Below are 14,958 nucleotides of genomic sequence, written 5' to 3'. Positions count from 1 at the left end.
GCTACAAGCGCATCGAGGAAGGCCCGTGCCGTGACCGTGGTGGCCTTGTCGGCGAGTTGGATGAAGGTGAACTTCGACGTGCGGTCGATGCCAACGTACAGATACAGCTTGCCTTCCGCCGTCTGCACCTCGGCGATATCAATATGGAAGAAGCCAATCGGATAGGCTTTGAACTTCTTCCGGGCAGGCTTGTCGCCCTCGATGCCGGGAAGCCGGGAGATGCCATGGCGTTGCAGACAGCGATGCAGTGACGAACGTGTCAGGTGCGGGATCGTCGCTTGCAGGCTGTAGAGGCAGTCGTCAAGTGGCAGCAGCGTATGTCGGCGAAACGCAACGATAATCGCCTCTTCGTCGCTCGATAGGACAGTGGACTTCGGCTCGCTGGGACCGGTCGGTAGATCGATGACCGAAGTTCGCTTCTTCCACTTCGCCACGGTCTTCTGGTTGATGCCGTAGCGCTTGGCCAGCGCTCTCAGGCTCTCTTGACTATGCTGTATCGCTCGACGGACTGCCGCAGTCGTCGTGGCGCTTGCGTGGTGAACCTGGCCCATAGTGCATCCTTCCATTCACTGGAAAATATCGCACCATCAAATGCCGGGATCAAACACCTAGAGCCATTTTACCTGCGCACCGATATCGTTGATTGTGCCGATCGGGCAAAGAAAAAAACAAACACGCGAGCGGCGTTAGTTAGCAGTTGGCAATTACACGTTGCGCTGGTAGTGGGGGCGTATGCTAACATCCCTACTCTTCGTGGCTCCTGCCATCGTCATGCTTGCGATAAAGTTGATGGCGATTACCCTCTACTCACGTCCGCTTGTAAAAATTGCGGGCAACCCTTCAGCCGCTTGGTTGATGGCGTGGGTTTTTCTCCAAGCCGTTTTGATCATCTTTGTTCTTGTTGCGTCCGCTTTCGACGCCCTGACAACAACCACCGTTTGGATCGCATTGCTGGTCATTGTCGCGACTTCGTTACGATGGTCAAAGCCGCGCATCGAACTCGGGAAAACTGTCACGTTTGGATCGGTACTTTTCTCGGCATTCTTTGCGTTTCAGCTTTTTAAGTGCGTCTTTTTCCAAGAGTTTACATTGGATGCGCAAACCTATGGGCTACCGCGCCTGGGCCTCTGGATGAACTACCAGTCGGTACTAATCCACATGCCGACAGAGCAAATCAATATCTTCTCGAACGAATGGAATGGTGAGATAAACGCCCTTCTCTACGGCATCGCGGCTGGAAATGTTCAAGGCCTTATGTTTGGCAACTTAGAGATTTTTCTGGTTGCCTTTTTGTCGATTTGCCTTCTTTCGAGGCAACTTGGTGCTAGTCGTCAGTGGTCGGCAATGGTGGCTGCTGTGCTTTCAACTGCGCCGGTCTGCCTTGGGGTCGCAGGAACTTTGAAGGGTGATCTCCTCGCTGTTCCTGCTGTCGCAATGGCAGCGTCTTGGATTGTCATCTACTGCCGGAAGCAAACGGCGGTGTCTGCCGCAATGGTGATCGCCTGTTGCGCCTTGGCAGTTGGCGCTAAGATAACAGCTGTGTTTCCAGCAGCGATGATCAGCATCATTCTTGTCTATCTCTCTATCAGAGGCAGAAGCTTTCTAACGCTCGTCAATGGGGCGCTTCTTAGCCTCGTTATCTCCCTGGCGTTTATGAGTCGATACATCGCCAACATCTTCGTCTACGGCACCCCTCTTAAAAGGACCGCCAATGAGACAGTGCAGGCCGGGGTAGCCACTTTCCTTGATAGCTCACGGTTTGTCGCAAGAATGTTCATTCGAAGCAGCCCCGATAGTGGACAACAGTTCGGTTGGCTGTTGGCCGGCGGCTTTGGCTTTTCGGGTATTCTTTGCGCTGGTCTCTTGATTTATCAGGTCAAGGGAAAATGGATCGACGGCATGCGAACCGCGCTTGCACTTGGCGCGCTGGCTGCGCTCGGTATGGCGTGCTTCATGATTCCAGCGCCGCCTTGGTCATTCAGGTACTTCGTTCCATCTGTGATCATAGGCGTCACTGCGATCGCATCAATTTCATTCAGATCAAAGATCGCGGCGATAGTGTTATCTGTCGGCGCGGTCTTAGTGATTTTCATGAACTCACAATATCTGATACGCGTGGGTGAAATTAACGCCAACTCGTCATTTGGAAAGAGTCTGCAAAGAGCAAAACATACATCGCCTGTCGAAAGGATATTCTTAAGCTACCCACCCCTTCGGAAAGAGTTCGGTTTCGGAAAGATTGACATCGACGGAGAAACTCCGCTTACGATCGCTGTTCACGCGTTTCTCAACCGACCATCAGGCGCACTAGTCGGGTCAAGAGCGCAGAACAGGCTCATCTATTTTTCAACAGAACGAGACCTGTTTGAGGCTGTGAAAGCTCAATGTTTTGACGTCATTGCGCTCACAAAATTTAAGCCGATACCTTTAGAGAATACGGCGCGTTCAGCTTTACTGGAAAATGGCTATTCAATCATAACCGATGGAGAGCTTGTTTCTGTGTCCAAACGCAACGTGTCTTGCGCGGTCTCAACTACAACCGAGCGATCTTGACCTTCCCGGCTACTGATCGGATTTGCATATCAACATATCCACCAGCCGAAGTTGGGGTGAATGCCAAGTTTACGCGTGCGCCGTAACTCGTCCCCACCACAGAGATCGAGAAAAAGCCAGCCGTATCTGGGTTTCTCGTCTGCTCAAGCCGCGGCCGAACTCCGGGCCATCGAGGAGCACTATGCATCCCTTATGTCCCAGGGCGGTGACGCATGAGCAGTCAAACCCCAATCAGCCCAGCGATGTACAGCAAACTAACCGAGCGCGAATGGATCGGCCGCAACGTGATGACGCTTGCTGACATCACAACTGCTGGAGGCATCGTTTACCCAAATGGAAGCCTAGCGAAGGTGACGCGCAAGTTTGGAGGCCTTCATATCGAGGGCGAGAAATGCTTGTGCTGCGGCGTCAAACTTTTGATCCGGCAAATTTCGCCAAGCAAATTGTCACTCGTTGATGATGCACCCTTGCTGCCTCAGGAAGGCGGTGAAGCATGAGCATCCGTCACACCATCAACGAACTGCAGAAAGTCGCCAGCGTGCAGGATGAGCTTATGCGCCAACTGGAGGACGATCTGCGCGAATTGCAGGCCGCACGCGACGAGATCGACACCTATCTCCACAAGGCCATCGCCGTGGGTGCCGACCGTACCGCCATGATGGTGGAAGCACAGGCAATTCTCAAGGAGGCGCATTCGAAAGGTGGCGTTTTCCGCTTCCCCTCTGCCGTGCCGCGTTTGAGGGTTGTGCAATGACCACCACTCAGCTCGCGCTGACGATCGGCTCCATCCTGTTTGCTCAGGCCGTCACCTTCTACCTTTTCTGGCGCACCTACCGCCGCAAGTGATTGCTTCGTGCCAGCCGCCCTGGCCGTAAGCAGACGGAGCGGAAAGAGTATTGACCTCCTCTTTCCGCTCCAAACCATCCCCACGGCTCCAAAGCTCCCTGGAGCCGTTCCCGGCAAGTAGCAACGGATCAGCACGCCGATGCGAATACCGGGCTTGCCTGGCGGTCTTTGTTTCGCGTGACCGCCGGGCTTTTTCATTTCAGAGGATCCAGCCATGGGCACCATTACAGCCGAACTCTACGTCCACCCCAAACTCAAATGCTTTCGGGCACGCGTCGGCAGCGTTTCAAACACGGGCCACCACATCACGGAAGACAGCGGACGGTTCACCGTCAAGAGCATCATCACCAAAGATGCTTGGCTTTGCCGAGACAACACGCGCGCCGACGCGGAAGACGAGATCGCTCGTGAGTGGGCCGACCTTGTCAGCCGGCACACGCCACAAACCTCACGCGAGCACGAGCAATCCGATTTCGAAGCCACGAGCATCGAGCAGCGCGTGGCCCTCAGCCAATTGCGCAATCATCTCGCCGACGTCGCCTTGCGACCGCTCCTCAAGCCAGGCGATCGCATCCGCGCAACGAAGGCAGAGTGCTGCGCCCACGAGGCCAACTTCACTTATTCTCATTTTTACGGCGGCTGGATCATATCCAACGGTGGAGCCAGCATCGCTCCCGGCTCCGTCTACTCCATCAACGGCAAAGTGTTTCGAGTATAGCCATGAAAAAACCTCAACCAAAAATTCCCTACATCACATGGCGCAATGGCCGCCCACGTTTCGAACCGTCGAAGACGCTGCGCGATCGCGGGTATAAGGGGCAGGATCTCCGCAACGAGACGGACCAAAGCTGGATGACGGCAGGCCAGGCAATGGACTGGTCGTAGCAATTCGCGCGCCAGCTCGAGGCGGACAAGCGGGAACAGGCACGAGCAAAGCCGAAGGCCGCAGCACCAAAGCCGCACCAGGTCGCGCAGATCCTGCCAACCTATCCGCTCGAGCGCCTTTATGAAGACTGGCTGCATCCGGAGAAAAACCCGGCCGTCGCGGATCTCTCTGCAAAAACTCGCTATGATTATCGGCTGAACGGCAAATCTATCGAAAAGCACATGCCCGACGTCTAGAGCGCCGAGGCTGCCGCTCTGACCAAGCCGATCTGCATGGGCATGTATGACCTGCTACGGATCAAGAGCGGCATATCGCAGGCCTCGGCGACCATGCGCCAGCTTGGCACGGCCCTGCAATGGGCGATGGATCGCGGCAAGCTTCCGGAGCTGCACGTCAACCCGGCTCACAAACTGCGCATGAAGGTTCCGCCTCCCCGGATCCGCGCCGGCACGCCGGCCGAGATCGAGCAGATGATTAAGGCTGCCGACGCGATCGGCCTCGAGGAGATCGGCGACATGATCGCCCTGGGCGTCTGGACAGGCCAGCGCCAGAACGATCGGCTGTTATTCACCTTCCTCGGCCGGGACAGGGGCAGCGTCGATTTTCGCCAGATGAAAACCGGCGCCATCGTTTCCATTCCGGAAGCGCCGGAGCTGACAAGCCGTATCAAATTGATGCAGGAGCGCCGCAAGAAGGCACAGATCGTTTCTCCGCACGTCGTCCTCGATGAGCGCAGCTGGTCCCAGTTCGACAAGTTCAGCTATTACAAGCGCTATAAGTTGGTGCAGATGGCAGCAACCAAGGGCATGCCGAGCCAGGGAAGCCGAACAGAGATCCAACCCATGCCAAGCTGCGCGGATCTCCGCGACCAGGACTTACGCGATACAGCGGTCACCTGGCTGGCAAGAGCGGGCTGCACCATTCCCGAGATCTGCGCCATCACAGGCCACAACTTCAACAGCGCAAACGAAATCCTGAAACACTATCTCGCAATGCACCAGGAGCTAGCATACAGCGCCATGCGCAAAATGATCAGCTGGCACGAAACCGATGGGAAAACCTATGATCAGGCACAGGATGACGGAAGCCGTATGACGAGCAATGTCGGACGAATGTCGGAAGTGTCGGACGGAAGTCGGAAATAAGTCGGACGGAAAATCTAAGTAATTGATTTTAAACGGGAAAGTGGCGACCCCTGCAGGACTCGAACCTGCGACCTACTGCTTAGAAGGCAGTTGCTCTATCCAGTTGAGCTAAGGGGCCTTCGGTCTAACCGAATTAGTGTGTCCACGGCTGCGTGCGGTTGTATTTGAAGTTGTCCGTGTAGGAAACAACCTTGCGGCTTGCCTCCTGCGGAGGGATGACGCGGTATTCGATGCCCTTGCGCTGAGCGTAGGCTTCAGCCTGCTCTTGCGTTTCGAAGAAAAGCTTCACCTGCTGGTTCATATCGGACGACGACGTGTAGCCCATGATGGGGTCGATTTTGCGAGGAACTTCGGCATCGAATTCGAGCACCCAAAGATTCGTCTTGGCCTTGCCGGATTGCATGGCAGTCTTTGCTGGACGATAGATTTTTGCAGACATCTCAAACTGCTCCGGTCTTGCGATCACGCTGCTTCCGTTTATCCTGCTTGTCGCACATCATAGATTGATAACAACGCGATAGCAAAACTCAATTGGACCGACTCACTCTCGAAGTCAAGCCGCCCGCAGCGCCCATATTGCGGAAACCATAAAACCCATAGATCAGGAAAACACCTATCGACATCTTGCACCTTGCAAGCGAAGCATATTTTATCGGCTCGCAACGCAATTGGATGTCACACATGAACGAAAACGTCATAAAATTCCGCAAACCGGAACCACCAAAGCAGCCACGCAAACCCAATCCGCAACTGCGCAAACTCGCCATCGTCATCGGCGTCATCGCATTTTTCGCCGCAGCCTGGGCCTACTTCCAGTATCTGGGATAATTGCGAACAACACAGGGCGCCGAAGCATTGCGCACGGCACCTAAGATTTGAACTTATTTATGAGGGAAACTGTAGAAGTCATTGGAAAAATTGACTTCTGAAAGTGGTCGGAGTGGAGAGATTCGAACTCCCGACCCTCTGGTCCCAAACCAGATGCGCTACCAGACTGCGCTACACTCCGTCTTTCGATGGTGGGGAGATACACGGTTCACCCGTGACCTGCAACAGATAAAATCATCTTTCTTTCTTTTTTTCCACGGGGCTGCATTCGCGATGGAATGGCGTGAACCCGTACCCCAACGGGGACAATATTACGAAGTTTTCACTTCACCCCGTGCAAAACCTATGCGAAGCCGGACCGGAGAGACGGATACAGCGCCAAAAACCTCAATGACCCGCAAAAACTATTTTTGCAGGCATAAGCCACGGCGTTGTCTTGATAGGTAAACAGAATGAACTCCGGAAACGACCTGAAGCAGCCATCAGAGCAACCCGATCTGCGTGATATTCTGGTTTCGGCCAAAACCGGTAAAAAGAAGTCCCGCCGATTTCTCTATACGACGGTGGTGATCTTTGTGTTGCTGGGCTCGGGTGCCTATTATTACGTCGCTGGCAAATCCGGTGTCGCTTACACCTACACAACACAGGATGCCAAGAAGGGCGACCTCGCGGTTATCGTCACCTCAACAGGCTCAGTGCAGCCAACCGATCAGGTCGATATATCGAGCGAGCTTTCCGGCACCATTCGCAAGGTCAACGTCACCTATAACAGCCCAGTCAAAGCGGGTGACATATTGGCAGAACTGGATACCAACAAGCTGGAGGCCGATGTTCAGAGCGCCCGGGCCAAGCTTGCATCCGCCAAAGCCAGCGTCCTGAAGGCGAAAGCCGATCTGGGTTCCGCCAAATCATCGATGGACCGATTGAGGTCGCTGGTTCAAAGCAAGGTTTCCAGCCAGCAGGATCTGGAGGTGGCACAGTTCACCTATGATGCAGCCGCCGCAACGCTCGAAGTCAACAGTGCGTCGGTTCTCTCGTCAGAGGCCGATCTGCGGCTTGCGGAACTCAATCTCGGCAAGGCCAGGATCATCTCGCCCATCAATGGCGTGGTTCTGACGCGTGATGTTGACCCGGGCGCAACGGTTGCGTCCTCCCTGAATGCACCAGTCCTGTTCACCATCGCTGGTGATTTACGGCATATGGAGCTGCAGGTCGCCATCGACGAGGCCGATGTCGGCAAGGTGGATACCGGGCAGACGGCAACGTTCAACGTCGACGCCTATCCCGAAAAAAGTTTCCCAGCCACCATTGAAACGGTCCGTTTTGCTTCCGAAACCGTTTCGAACGTCGTGACCTACAAGGGTATCCTGACGGTGGACAATGCCGAACTGCTGTTGCGGCCCGGCATGACGGCAACAGCCAACATTGTCGTTGAAGAGGTAAAGGACGCGATCCTCGTTCCCAATGCTGCCCTTCGCTATACGCCTCCGCGCGAATCAGCCTCCCGTGGTGGCGGGTTGATGGGACTGTTTCGCCCGCCCCGCATGGGGCGTCAGCGCGGCGGCAGCGGTGGTGAACCAGAAACGACGAAACGCAGCATCTGGGTATTGCGCGACAATGCCCCTGTTGCCGTGCCGGTCGAAACGGGTGCGACCGATGGCCAGTTTACGGCCATCAAATCCGGCGAGATCAAGCCCGACGATCAGATCATCACTGACGCCAACCAACGCAGCAGTTGAGGCGGGAAACGCGCATGGCAGGTCAACCACTCATCGAATTTCGCACTGTCGTCAAACAATATGGCATCGGTGAAGCAAAGATTCGCGCACTGAACGGCGTCAGCCTGTCGATCCACGAAGGGGAGTTCGTCGCCATCATGGGCCCATCCGGCTCCGGCAAATCGACTTCTATGAACATCATCGGCTGCCTCGATACCCCAACGGCGGGGGAATATCTGTTTCAGGGCGTGGCGACGAGCGGATTTGAGAGTGCACAACTGACGCTTCTGCGTCGGCATATGCTCGGCTTCGTGTTTCAGGGCTTCAATCTCTTGCCGCGCACCTCGGCAGTCGAAAATGTCGAGTTGCCCCTGATCTATCGAGGCATGAAAACAGCGGAGCGGCGACCTCGTGCCATGGAAGCATTGGCGCAGGTGGGCTTGGCCGGACGTGAACACCACACCACGCAGGAACTATCCGGCGGCCAGCAACAGCGCGTAGCCATTGCCCGCGCCATCGTGACCCGCCCTGCCCTGCTCCTGGCCGATGAGCCGACCGGTAACCTGGACACAAGGACCAGCACGGAAATCATGGAGTTGATCACATCGCTCAACCGCGACAAGGGCATCACAGTGGTCATGGTCACGCATGAAGAAGACATCGCGGCCTACGGGAACCGGCTGCTGCGGTTCAAAGATGGGCATCTCGAATCAGATAGTGCCACCGAGCGACAGGAGGCGGCAGATGTTTCTTGAAACTGCGCGTCTTGCCCTGCGCGCCATCAGCCGCAACATCCTGCGCTCATTTCTGACCGTTCTTGGCGTCGTGATCGGCGTTGCCGCCGTGATCGCCATGGTGACGATCGGCAACGGCACGACAGCACAGGTGAAATCCGAGCTGTCGCGCCTTGGCACCAACATGCTGTTCGTGCGACCCGGCCAGTTCGGCCCCGGGCGGGCGAGCACCGAGGCCAAACGTTTCAACGACCATGATGTTGAGGCCATGCGAGACCAGCTTGGCGGCATCAGAGCTGTCGCTCCCGTCAACAGAAGCTCAGCCGCCACCGTCATTTATGGTGGCAAGAACCATTCGACCAGCGTCGTGGGTACAACCAACGATTATCTGGTCACTCAGGACTGGACATTGGCGCAGGGCCGCTCATTCCTTCCGGCGGAGGATCGCGGTGGCCAGATTGGCTGCATCATCGGCGAGACCGTGCGTCAAGAATTGTTCGGCGCCGCCAATCCGGTCGGCCAGACCATTCGCGTCAGCAATATTTCCTGCCCTGTTATTGCCGTTCTGGCCCGCAAGGGACAATCCGGCCTGGGCGACGATCAGGACGACACCATCATCATGCCGCTGAAAATCCACCAGCGGCGTATCGGGGGCACCACCACCATTTCCAGCATCATGGTGTCGGCGCAGGACGGCGTATCGACCGCGAAGGTTCAATCCGACATCGAGAACCTGCTGCGCGAGCGTCGTCGCATTGCGCTCGGTCGCGATGACGATTTCACCGTCAACGACATGGCCCAGATTGCTTCGGCCATGACGGGCACGACAACGCTGCTGACCGGCCTGCTGGGTGCTGTGGCAGCCGTTAGCCTGCTGGTGGGCGGTATTGGGATCATGAACATCATGCTGGTATCGGTCACGGAGCGCACGAGAGAAATCGGCATAAGGCTGGCCATCGGCGCGCTGGAAAAGCAGGTCCTCACGCAGTTTCTGGTAGAAGCGGTGATGCTGTCTGCCTTCGGCGGCGTGGCAGGCATATTGTTCGGCCTTGGGCTTGCCTACAGCGTCGTCAGTTTTCTGGGTGTTCCCTTCGTCACCAGTCCCGCCATCATTGCGCTCGCCTTTGCGTTTTCCGCCGCCATCGGCGTCATCTTCGGCTACTTCCCGGCACGAAGGGCGGCAAGTCTCAGCCCCATAGAAGCGTTGCGGCACGAGTAGGCCGCTCATTGCCATTGCTCCATCCCTTCTCCATATAAGGAAGATGTGAAAGAGGAGTTTTGAAGTGAGCGTCGCATTTGTCAAAGAAGAGAGTGCCGAAACCGCAGCAGAAACACAGCTGCCGGATCGCCCTGTTTCACCACATCCGAACCTTGTCACCGAGGCTGGGCTGAAAGCTCTTGCGGCACACGTAGAAAAAGCCCGAAAAGCCATCGATGAGGCAAGCACCATCGATGACATCAACGAGCGCAGACGCGTGGCCGCACCGCATATGCGCGACCTTCGCTATTTTTCCGAGAGGCTTCACACGGCCCAGCCCATGCCAGCCCCCGAAAACAATGATACCGTCGCATTCGGCAGCACTGTGACCTTCGAGAGAGATGACGGGCGGGTGCAAACATTCCGTATCGTCGGAGAAGATGAAGCGGACCCTAAAGCAGGGTCGATGTCCCATGTCTCACCTGTCGCCCGCGCCCTTTTGGGCAAGGCAGTGGGAGACCTCGTGCAAGTTGGCGATCAGGAGCTGGAAATCACCGTAATCGCCTGATTGGCGGGTTGCAGCACTGCCGCACACACGGTATCTGAGCGATCAAACACGCTCTTTCCGAACAATAAGGCCGGTCCTCCCATGTCAGTGGATTTTCTCGTCACCCATTCCGGTGGCTTCCATGCCGATGAACTGTTGTCCAGCGTCATCCTCACCCGGCTGTTTCCCGACGCGCAGATTGTTCGCAGTCGCGCGCCGGAGTGGATCACCCCAGGCGAGGATCGCATCATTTACGATGTTGGCGGTGCCTATGATGCCGATATCAGCATTTTCGACCACCACCAGCGCGGCGCACCACTTCGCGAAGACGGCCAGCCTTACAGCTCTTTCGGGCTGATCTGGAAGCATTACGGCCACGAGTATCTCGCCGCCTATGGCGTTCCGCACGACCACATCGACACAATCCATCTGTCGTTCGACAAAGGCTTCGTCCTGCCCATCGACCTTACGGATAATGGTGCTCTCAGCCCATCGATAGCCGGTCCACTTGCGGGCCTGACCCTACCGTCGTTGCTGGAAACACTGAAACCCACCTTCGACAATGAAGACCCAAAAGCGGACGATCTCGCGTTCCATACAGCCCTTTCGATCGCCCGCAGCTTCGTCGAAGCCAGCATTGAGAAAAAGGCTGCGAAGTTGCGCGCGGAAACGCAGGTCCTCCGTTCCATCGAGATTGCAGGCCAAAGCCGCGTTCTGGAACTTACCCGCGGCATGCCGTTCCGTCCCGCCATCATCAAGGCAGGTGCAGACCACCTGCTCTTCGTGGTCCACCCCCGCGACAAGGACTGGTGCGTTACCGGCATCCGCCGCGCCGATGAGGGTTTTGAGCTCCGTGCCGATCTGCCAGCCGCATGGGCCGGTTTGACGAATGGCGATCTGGAGACGGCATCCGGCGTTGAAGGCGCGACCTTCTGTCACAACGGACGATTTATTGCTGCCGCGAAGACACGAGAAGCAGCATTGGCCTTGGCTGAGATTGCTGTGCGGGAAGCCGTCTAATACGACAGAAGGACATTATTAAACGCCCAGCGCTTCACTCGTTCGTCATCCTCGGGCTTGTCCCGAGGATCTGCTCACGTGGCGAGTCCTAAGCCCCGACCGCCTCTTGGCGCTGCTTGGCCAGCACGGCCAGATCAGCAGGCTTCAACTCGACCGACTCCCCGCAACCGCAGGCCGACGTCTGGTTCGGGTTGGTGAATATAAACCCGGCGCGCATTTTCGTGGTCTCGAAATCCATCTGTGTACCAAGCAGATAAAGCACGGCGGAAGGTTCGATCCAGACCTTGGCATCCTGGAACTCGATGAGATCGTCCTTGGCGGATGGTTCTGTCACCAAGTCGATGGTGTATTCCATCCCCGCGCAGCCGCCTTTTTTGATACCAACACGAAGGCCCTTGGCGTCCGGCCCGGAATTCCCGACGATTTCATTGACGCGTGAAGCGGCTGCCTCTGTCATCGTCATCACTGCAAAGCCCATGGGCCTATTCTCCTTCGACAAGCGGGTTCAAGGCCCGATGCTTTCATGGATTCAAATCTAGTCTCATCGTTCGCCGGTATCAAGGCTTAGTACCAGCCGACAGCAACCTGCGCTTCTTCCGACATGCGGTCCGGCGTCCATGGCGGGTCGAAGGTCATTTCGACGGTCACGCCGGACACACCTTCGACGGCACCTACCGCGTTTTCCACCCATCCCGGCATTTCGCCAGCAACGGGGCAACCGGGCGCTGTCAGCGTCATCATGATTTTGACCATGCGGTCATCTTCGACATCGATCTTGTAGATCAGGCCCAGCTCGAAAATATCCGCTGGAATTTCCGGGTCGTAGACAGTTTTCAACGCCGCGATCACGTCATCGCTGATGCGCGCCAGTTCGTCCGGCGCGATGGTCGAAGACGTCGCGACGACGGCGCTTACATCAGTATTCGGTTCAGTTGTCTCGGTTGTCATGGTCCTGATCCTTCAGGCAAAAAATGTGCGGGCGTAATCGAGAGCTTCGACCAGGGCGTCCACTTCCGCGCGCGTGTTGTAAAGGCCGAATGATGCACGGCATGTGGAGGTCACGCCGAAGCGTTTCAAGAGCGGCATCGCGCAATGGGTGCCAGCGCGCACGGCTATGCCGCGCCGGTCGATCACCATCGAGACGTCATGGGCATGGATGCCTTCGAGCTCGAACGAGAAAATCCCGCCCTTACCGGGTGCATTGCCGATGATGCGCAGCGAGTTGATGTCGCGCAGACGCTCCGCAGCGTATGCCGCCAGATCCGCCTCATGGGCAGCAATCGCAGCACGTCCCACGCCTTCCATATAGTCCAGCGCGTAACCGAGGCCGATAGCCTGCACGATGGGCGGTGTGCCCGCCTCGAACCGGTGCGGTGGCTCGTTGTAGGTAATCTCGTCTTCGGACACGTCGAGGATCATCTCCCCACCGCCCTGAAACGGGCGCATGTCCTTCAACCGGTCGGCCTTGCCGTAGAGCACGCCGATACCCGACGGGCCGTAAAGCTTGTGGCCGGTCATCACATACCAGTCGCAGTCGATATCGCGAACATCGACCGGCATGTGAACAGCAGCCTGAGAGCCATCGACAAGCACCGGAATGCCACGCTCATGCGCGATGCGGCAGATTTCCTTGACGGGGACCACAGTGCCGAGCGCATTGGACATATGCGTGATGGCAACCAGCTTGGTCTTTTCCGTCAGGCTTTTTTCAAAATCCTCGATGTGAAACGCACCGTCATCATCCACCGGCACCCAGACGAGCTTCGCACCCTGCCGTTCACGGATGAAATGCCATGGAACGATATTGGAATGGTGTTCCATGATCGAAAGGACGATCTCGTCGCCCTCGCCGATCTTCGGCATGCCATAGCCGTAAGCCACGGTATTGATCGCCTCGGTCGAGGATTTCGTGAAGACGATCTCGTCCACCGAACCTGCGTTCAGGAAGCGGCGCACCTTTTCACGCGACGCCTCATAAGCATCGGTTGCGGCATTCGAGAGAAAATGCAGGCCGCGGTGGACGTTGGCATACTCGTTTGCGTAAGCATTCGAAATAGCGTCGATGACCACCTGCGGCTTTTGTGCGGACGCGCCGTTGTCCAGATAAACCAGCGGCTTGCCATAGACTTCGCGCGAAAGGATGGGGAAATCCTTCCGAACGGCTTCTACGTCATAAGGGGCAGCCAATACGGCGCGTTCGCTATCAGGCATGACGGTCCAACCAGTCGGCAATGATGCCCTCGAGCGCTTCTACCAGATGTTCGTCTTCCAGTTCTTCCACGATCTCATCGACAAAAGCATTAACGAGCATCGCCCGCGCCTTCGCCCGTGGCACGCCACGCGCCATCAGGTAGTAAAGATGGTTGTCGCTGATATCGGCAACGGTCGCACCATGGCCACACTGCACGTCATCGGCAAAGATTTCCAGTTCCGGCTTGGCCGAGAACTCGCCATCATCAGACATGAGCAACGTATTGCAGGCCATCTTGGCATCGGTCTTCTGCGCATCGGGCGCAACCCGGATCATGCCCTGGAAAATGCCCTTGGCGCGGTCGAACACCACGTTGCGGAAGACTTCCGTCGACGTCGTGTTCGGCACGTTATGGCCAAGAACCATGGTGACATCGGTATGTGTTTCGCCACCCAGCAGGTTGACACCACGGATCGACAGGTCGGAACCCTCACCCTCGACATCGACGCGCAATTCCTGCCGAACCAGCTTGCCACCGGCATTGATGACGAACAGGCGCAGATGGGCGTCCGCACCGATCTTGATCCGCAACTGGCCCAGATGCGTATCGGCGGCACCCTGCGTTTGCAAAATGATGTATGTCGCCTGCGCACCGTCATCGACAGTGATGTCACTGACGGAAGACACGAACGCAGCCTCATCCGTCACAGACAGATGGCGCTCGATGACCGTAGCCTTCGCGCCTTTTCCGAAGTGCACCGGGAAACGGGTGTGAACCTGCCCTGCTCCATGGATGACCTGAAGCTCCAGCGGCGTTTCAAGTTGTGCCTCATCCGGAACGACGACAGAAACGCCATCGCGAACGAAGCTGCCATTGATGCGACCAATGGCATCGTCCTTGCTGGCGGCAACCAGAGCGGAGGCGGCGGTGCCGTCCAGAAGGTTGTCGGCATAGCTGGCGATATCGAAGCCTTCGACCTCGCTATCGATTGCCTTGCCGTGCAGCACATAGGCCACCGGCGAGCCGGCAACGAGTGTCGCACGCTTTTCGATCATCGGTGCTGGCGCATCTTCGGGGATGGCACGCAGCAGGGTCTTCAGATCGGTATAATGCCAAGCTTCGACGCGGCGCGTCGGAAGACCGCCGGTTTTCAGATCGTCGAACAGCACATCACGTGCGGCAACCACGTTGCCATCACCCGGCAGTTCGCCAAACTTTTTCGTAAAGGCTTCGGCCAGCGCTGTTTCCGCTGGGGTCTGCCGGTTGGTTGTTTGCATGTTCATCACATCAC

Annotated in this window: 18 protein-coding genes and 2 tRNA genes; 12 read left to right on the top strand and 8 right to left on the bottom strand. The window is 56.8% G+C overall.

The window, feature by feature from the left end; genetic code table 11:
- Positions 1 to 551: transposase family protein (locus GGQ73_RS08975; RefSeq protein ID WP_459559273.1), on the bottom strand; the 551-nt coding region annotated here is incomplete at its 3' end.
- A gap of 238 nt (positions 552 to 789) precedes the next feature.
- Here GGQ73_RS08975 and GGQ73_RS08970 point away from each other — a divergent pair.
- From GGQ73_RS08970 to GGQ73_RS08945, 6 genes are all read left to right on the top strand, one after another.
- Positions 790 to 2,553, top strand: a complete 1,764-nt coding sequence (locus GGQ73_RS08970) for a hypothetical protein (protein ID WP_183895665.1) — start codon at positions 790 to 792, stop codon at positions 2,551 to 2,553.
- Positions 2,554 to 2,765: 212 nt separating this feature from the next.
- On the top strand, positions 2,766 to 3,050 hold the full coding sequence (locus GGQ73_RS08965; RefSeq protein WP_183895663.1) for a hypothetical protein: 285 nt from the start codon (positions 2,766 to 2,768) through the stop codon (positions 3,048 to 3,050).
- Positions 3,047 to 3,307 (top strand): hypothetical protein, encoded by a 261-nt coding sequence (locus GGQ73_RS08960; protein WP_183895661.1) that lies wholly within the window; start codon positions 3,047 to 3,049, stop codon positions 3,305 to 3,307. The genes GGQ73_RS08965 and GGQ73_RS08960 overlap by 4 nt, the downstream gene beginning before the upstream one ends.
- 306 nt (positions 3,308 to 3,613) lie before the next feature.
- The gene (locus GGQ73_RS08955; RefSeq protein WP_183895659.1) at positions 3,614 to 4,117 is read left to right on the top strand and encodes a hypothetical protein; all 504 of its coding nucleotides are present in this window, start codon (positions 3,614 to 3,616) and stop codon (positions 4,115 to 4,117) included.
- A 2-nt stretch (positions 4,118 to 4,119) separates the two neighbouring features.
- A complete protein-coding gene (locus GGQ73_RS08950) occupies positions 4,120 to 4,284 on the top strand; it encodes a hypothetical protein (protein WP_183895657.1) in 165 nt (54 codons plus the stop codon).
- A 330-nt stretch (positions 4,285 to 4,614) separates the two neighbouring features.
- Positions 4,615 to 5,430, top strand: a complete 816-nt coding sequence (locus GGQ73_RS08945) for a site-specific integrase (RefSeq protein ID WP_183895655.1) — start codon at positions 4,615 to 4,617, stop codon at positions 5,428 to 5,430.
- Between the two features lie 41 nt (positions 5,431 to 5,471).
- Here GGQ73_RS08945 and GGQ73_RS08940 read toward each other — a convergent pair.
- Together GGQ73_RS08940 and GGQ73_RS08935 are read right to left on the bottom strand one after the other, a co-directional pair.
- A tRNA-Arg gene (locus GGQ73_RS08940) sits at positions 5,472 to 5,548 on the bottom strand.
- Positions 5,549 to 5,563: 15 nt separating this feature from the next.
- Positions 5,564 to 5,869, bottom strand: coding sequence for an ETC complex I subunit (locus tag GGQ73_RS08935; protein WP_183895653.1), 306 nt, complete (start codon positions 5,867 to 5,869; stop codon positions 5,564 to 5,566).
- Positions 5,870 to 6,111: 242 nt separating this feature from the next.
- Here GGQ73_RS08935 and GGQ73_RS08930 point away from each other — a divergent pair, with 242 nt between their 5' ends.
- Entirely contained in the window at positions 6,112 to 6,258 is a 147-nt protein-coding gene (locus tag GGQ73_RS08930) for a hypothetical protein (RefSeq protein WP_174153322.1), read from the top strand.
- Positions 6,259 to 6,362: 104 nt separating this feature from the next.
- On the opposite strand, the gene GGQ73_RS08925 is transcribed toward GGQ73_RS08930, so the two are convergent.
- Positions 6,363 to 6,439: transfer RNA gene (locus tag GGQ73_RS08925), tRNA-Pro, on the bottom strand.
- Positions 6,440 to 6,710: 271 nt separating this feature from the next.
- Between GGQ73_RS08925 and GGQ73_RS08920 the strand changes: the two genes are divergently transcribed.
- The 5 genes from GGQ73_RS08920 to GGQ73_RS08900 all read left to right on the top strand — a co-directional run bounded on the left by GGQ73_RS08920 (position 6,711) and on the right by GGQ73_RS08900 (position 11,475).
- Complete coding sequence (locus GGQ73_RS08920; protein WP_183895651.1) at positions 6,711 to 7,997, top strand: efflux RND transporter periplasmic adaptor subunit; 1,287 nt, start codon at positions 6,711 to 6,713, stop codon at positions 7,995 to 7,997.
- Between the two features lie 14 nt (positions 7,998 to 8,011).
- Entirely contained in the window at positions 8,012 to 8,731 is a 720-nt protein-coding gene (locus tag GGQ73_RS08915; protein WP_183895649.1) for an ABC transporter ATP-binding protein, read from the top strand.
- Complete coding sequence (locus GGQ73_RS08910) at positions 8,721 to 9,929, top strand: ABC transporter permease (RefSeq protein WP_183895647.1); 1,209 nt, start codon at positions 8,721 to 8,723, stop codon at positions 9,927 to 9,929. The genes GGQ73_RS08915 and GGQ73_RS08910 overlap by 11 nt, the downstream gene beginning before the upstream one ends.
- 64 nt (positions 9,930 to 9,993) lie before the next feature.
- A complete protein-coding gene (greA, locus tag GGQ73_RS08905) occupies positions 9,994 to 10,476 on the top strand; it encodes a transcription elongation factor GreA (RefSeq protein ID WP_183895646.1) in 483 nt (160 codons plus the stop codon).
- 81 nt (positions 10,477 to 10,557) lie between these two features.
- Entirely contained in the window at positions 10,558 to 11,475 is a 918-nt protein-coding gene (locus tag GGQ73_RS08900; protein ID WP_183895644.1) for an MYG1 family protein, read from the top strand.
- A gap of 88 nt (positions 11,476 to 11,563) precedes the next feature.
- Here GGQ73_RS08900 and sufA read toward each other — a convergent pair whose 3' ends face one another.
- From sufA to sufD, 4 genes are all read right to left on the bottom strand, one after another.
- Positions 11,564 to 11,953, bottom strand: a complete 390-nt coding sequence (gene sufA, locus GGQ73_RS08895; RefSeq protein ID WP_174153328.1) for a Fe-S cluster assembly scaffold SufA — start codon at positions 11,951 to 11,953, stop codon at positions 11,564 to 11,566.
- An 86-nt stretch (positions 11,954 to 12,039) separates the two neighbouring features.
- Positions 12,040 to 12,423, bottom strand: coding sequence for an SUF system Fe-S cluster assembly protein (locus GGQ73_RS08890; RefSeq protein ID WP_174153329.1), 384 nt, complete (start codon positions 12,421 to 12,423; stop codon positions 12,040 to 12,042).
- A 12-nt stretch (positions 12,424 to 12,435) separates the two neighbouring features.
- Positions 12,436 to 13,686 carry a cysteine desulfurase gene (locus tag GGQ73_RS08885; RefSeq protein WP_183895642.1) on the bottom strand — a complete coding sequence of 417 codons (1,251 nt, stop codon included), beginning with the start codon at positions 13,684 to 13,686 and terminating at the stop codon, positions 12,436 to 12,438.
- Positions 13,679 to 14,950: a Fe-S cluster assembly protein SufD gene (gene sufD, locus GGQ73_RS08880; protein WP_183895640.1), complete on the bottom strand. Its 1,272-nt coding sequence runs from the start codon at positions 14,948 to 14,950 to the stop codon at positions 13,679 to 13,681. The genes GGQ73_RS08885 and sufD overlap by 8 nt, the downstream gene beginning before the upstream one ends.
- Positions 14,951 to 14,958 lie beyond the last annotated feature (8 nt).

This window comes from Rhizobium skierniewicense, from assembly GCF_014196515.1.
GTDB lineage: Bacteria > Pseudomonadota > Alphaproteobacteria > Rhizobiales > Rhizobiaceae > Agrobacterium > Agrobacterium skierniewicense.
This window is presented reverse-complemented; position numbering and strand designations above follow the sequence as displayed.

Bases quoted from the DNA above. Each gene is read 5' to 3' on its own strand.
- GGQ73_RS08970 (WP_183895665.1), top strand. From the start codon at position 790: ATGGCGATTACCCTCTACTCACGTCCGCTTGTAAAAATTGCGGGCAAC.
- GGQ73_RS08965 (WP_183895663.1), top strand. From the start codon at position 2,766: ATGAGCAGTCAAACCCCAATCAGCCCAGCGATGTACAGCAAACTAACC.
- GGQ73_RS08960 (WP_183895661.1), top strand. From the start codon at position 3,047: ATGAGCATCCGTCACACCATCAACGAACTGCAGAAAGTCGCCAGCGTG.
- GGQ73_RS08955 (WP_183895659.1), top strand. From the start codon at position 3,614: ATGGGCACCATTACAGCCGAACTCTACGTCCACCCCAAACTCAAATGC.
- GGQ73_RS08950 (WP_183895657.1), top strand. From the start codon at position 4,120: ATGAAAAAACCTCAACCAAAAATTCCCTACATCACATGGCGCAATGGC.
- GGQ73_RS08945 (WP_183895655.1), top strand. From the start codon at position 4,615: ATGCGCCAGCTTGGCACGGCCCTGCAATGGGCGATGGATCGCGGCAAG.
- GGQ73_RS08935 (WP_183895653.1), bottom strand. From the start codon at position 5,869: ATGTCTGCAAAAATCTATCGTCCAGCAAAGACTGCCATGCAATCCGGC.
- GGQ73_RS08930 (WP_174153322.1), top strand. From the start codon at position 6,112: ATGAACGAAAACGTCATAAAATTCCGCAAACCGGAACCACCAAAGCAG.
- GGQ73_RS08920 (WP_183895651.1), top strand. From the start codon at position 6,711: ATGAACTCCGGAAACGACCTGAAGCAGCCATCAGAGCAACCCGATCTG.
- GGQ73_RS08915 (WP_183895649.1), top strand. From the start codon at position 8,012: ATGGCAGGTCAACCACTCATCGAATTTCGCACTGTCGTCAAACAATAT.
- GGQ73_RS08910 (WP_183895647.1), top strand. From the start codon at position 8,721: ATGTTTCTTGAAACTGCGCGTCTTGCCCTGCGCGCCATCAGCCGCAAC.
- GGQ73_RS08900 (WP_183895644.1), top strand. From the start codon at position 10,558: ATGTCAGTGGATTTTCTCGTCACCCATTCCGGTGGCTTCCATGCCGAT.
- sufA (WP_174153328.1), bottom strand. From the start codon at position 11,953: ATGGGCTTTGCAGTGATGACGATGACAGAGGCAGCCGCTTCACGCGTC.
- GGQ73_RS08890 (WP_174153329.1), bottom strand. From the start codon at position 12,423: ATGACAACCGAGACAACTGAACCGAATACTGATGTAAGCGCCGTCGTC.
- GGQ73_RS08885 (WP_183895642.1), bottom strand. From the start codon at position 13,686: ATGCCTGATAGCGAACGCGCCGTATTGGCTGCCCCTTATGACGTAGAA.
- sufD (WP_183895640.1), bottom strand. From the start codon at position 14,950: ATGAACATGCAAACAACCAACCGGCAGACCCCAGCGGAAACAGCGCTG.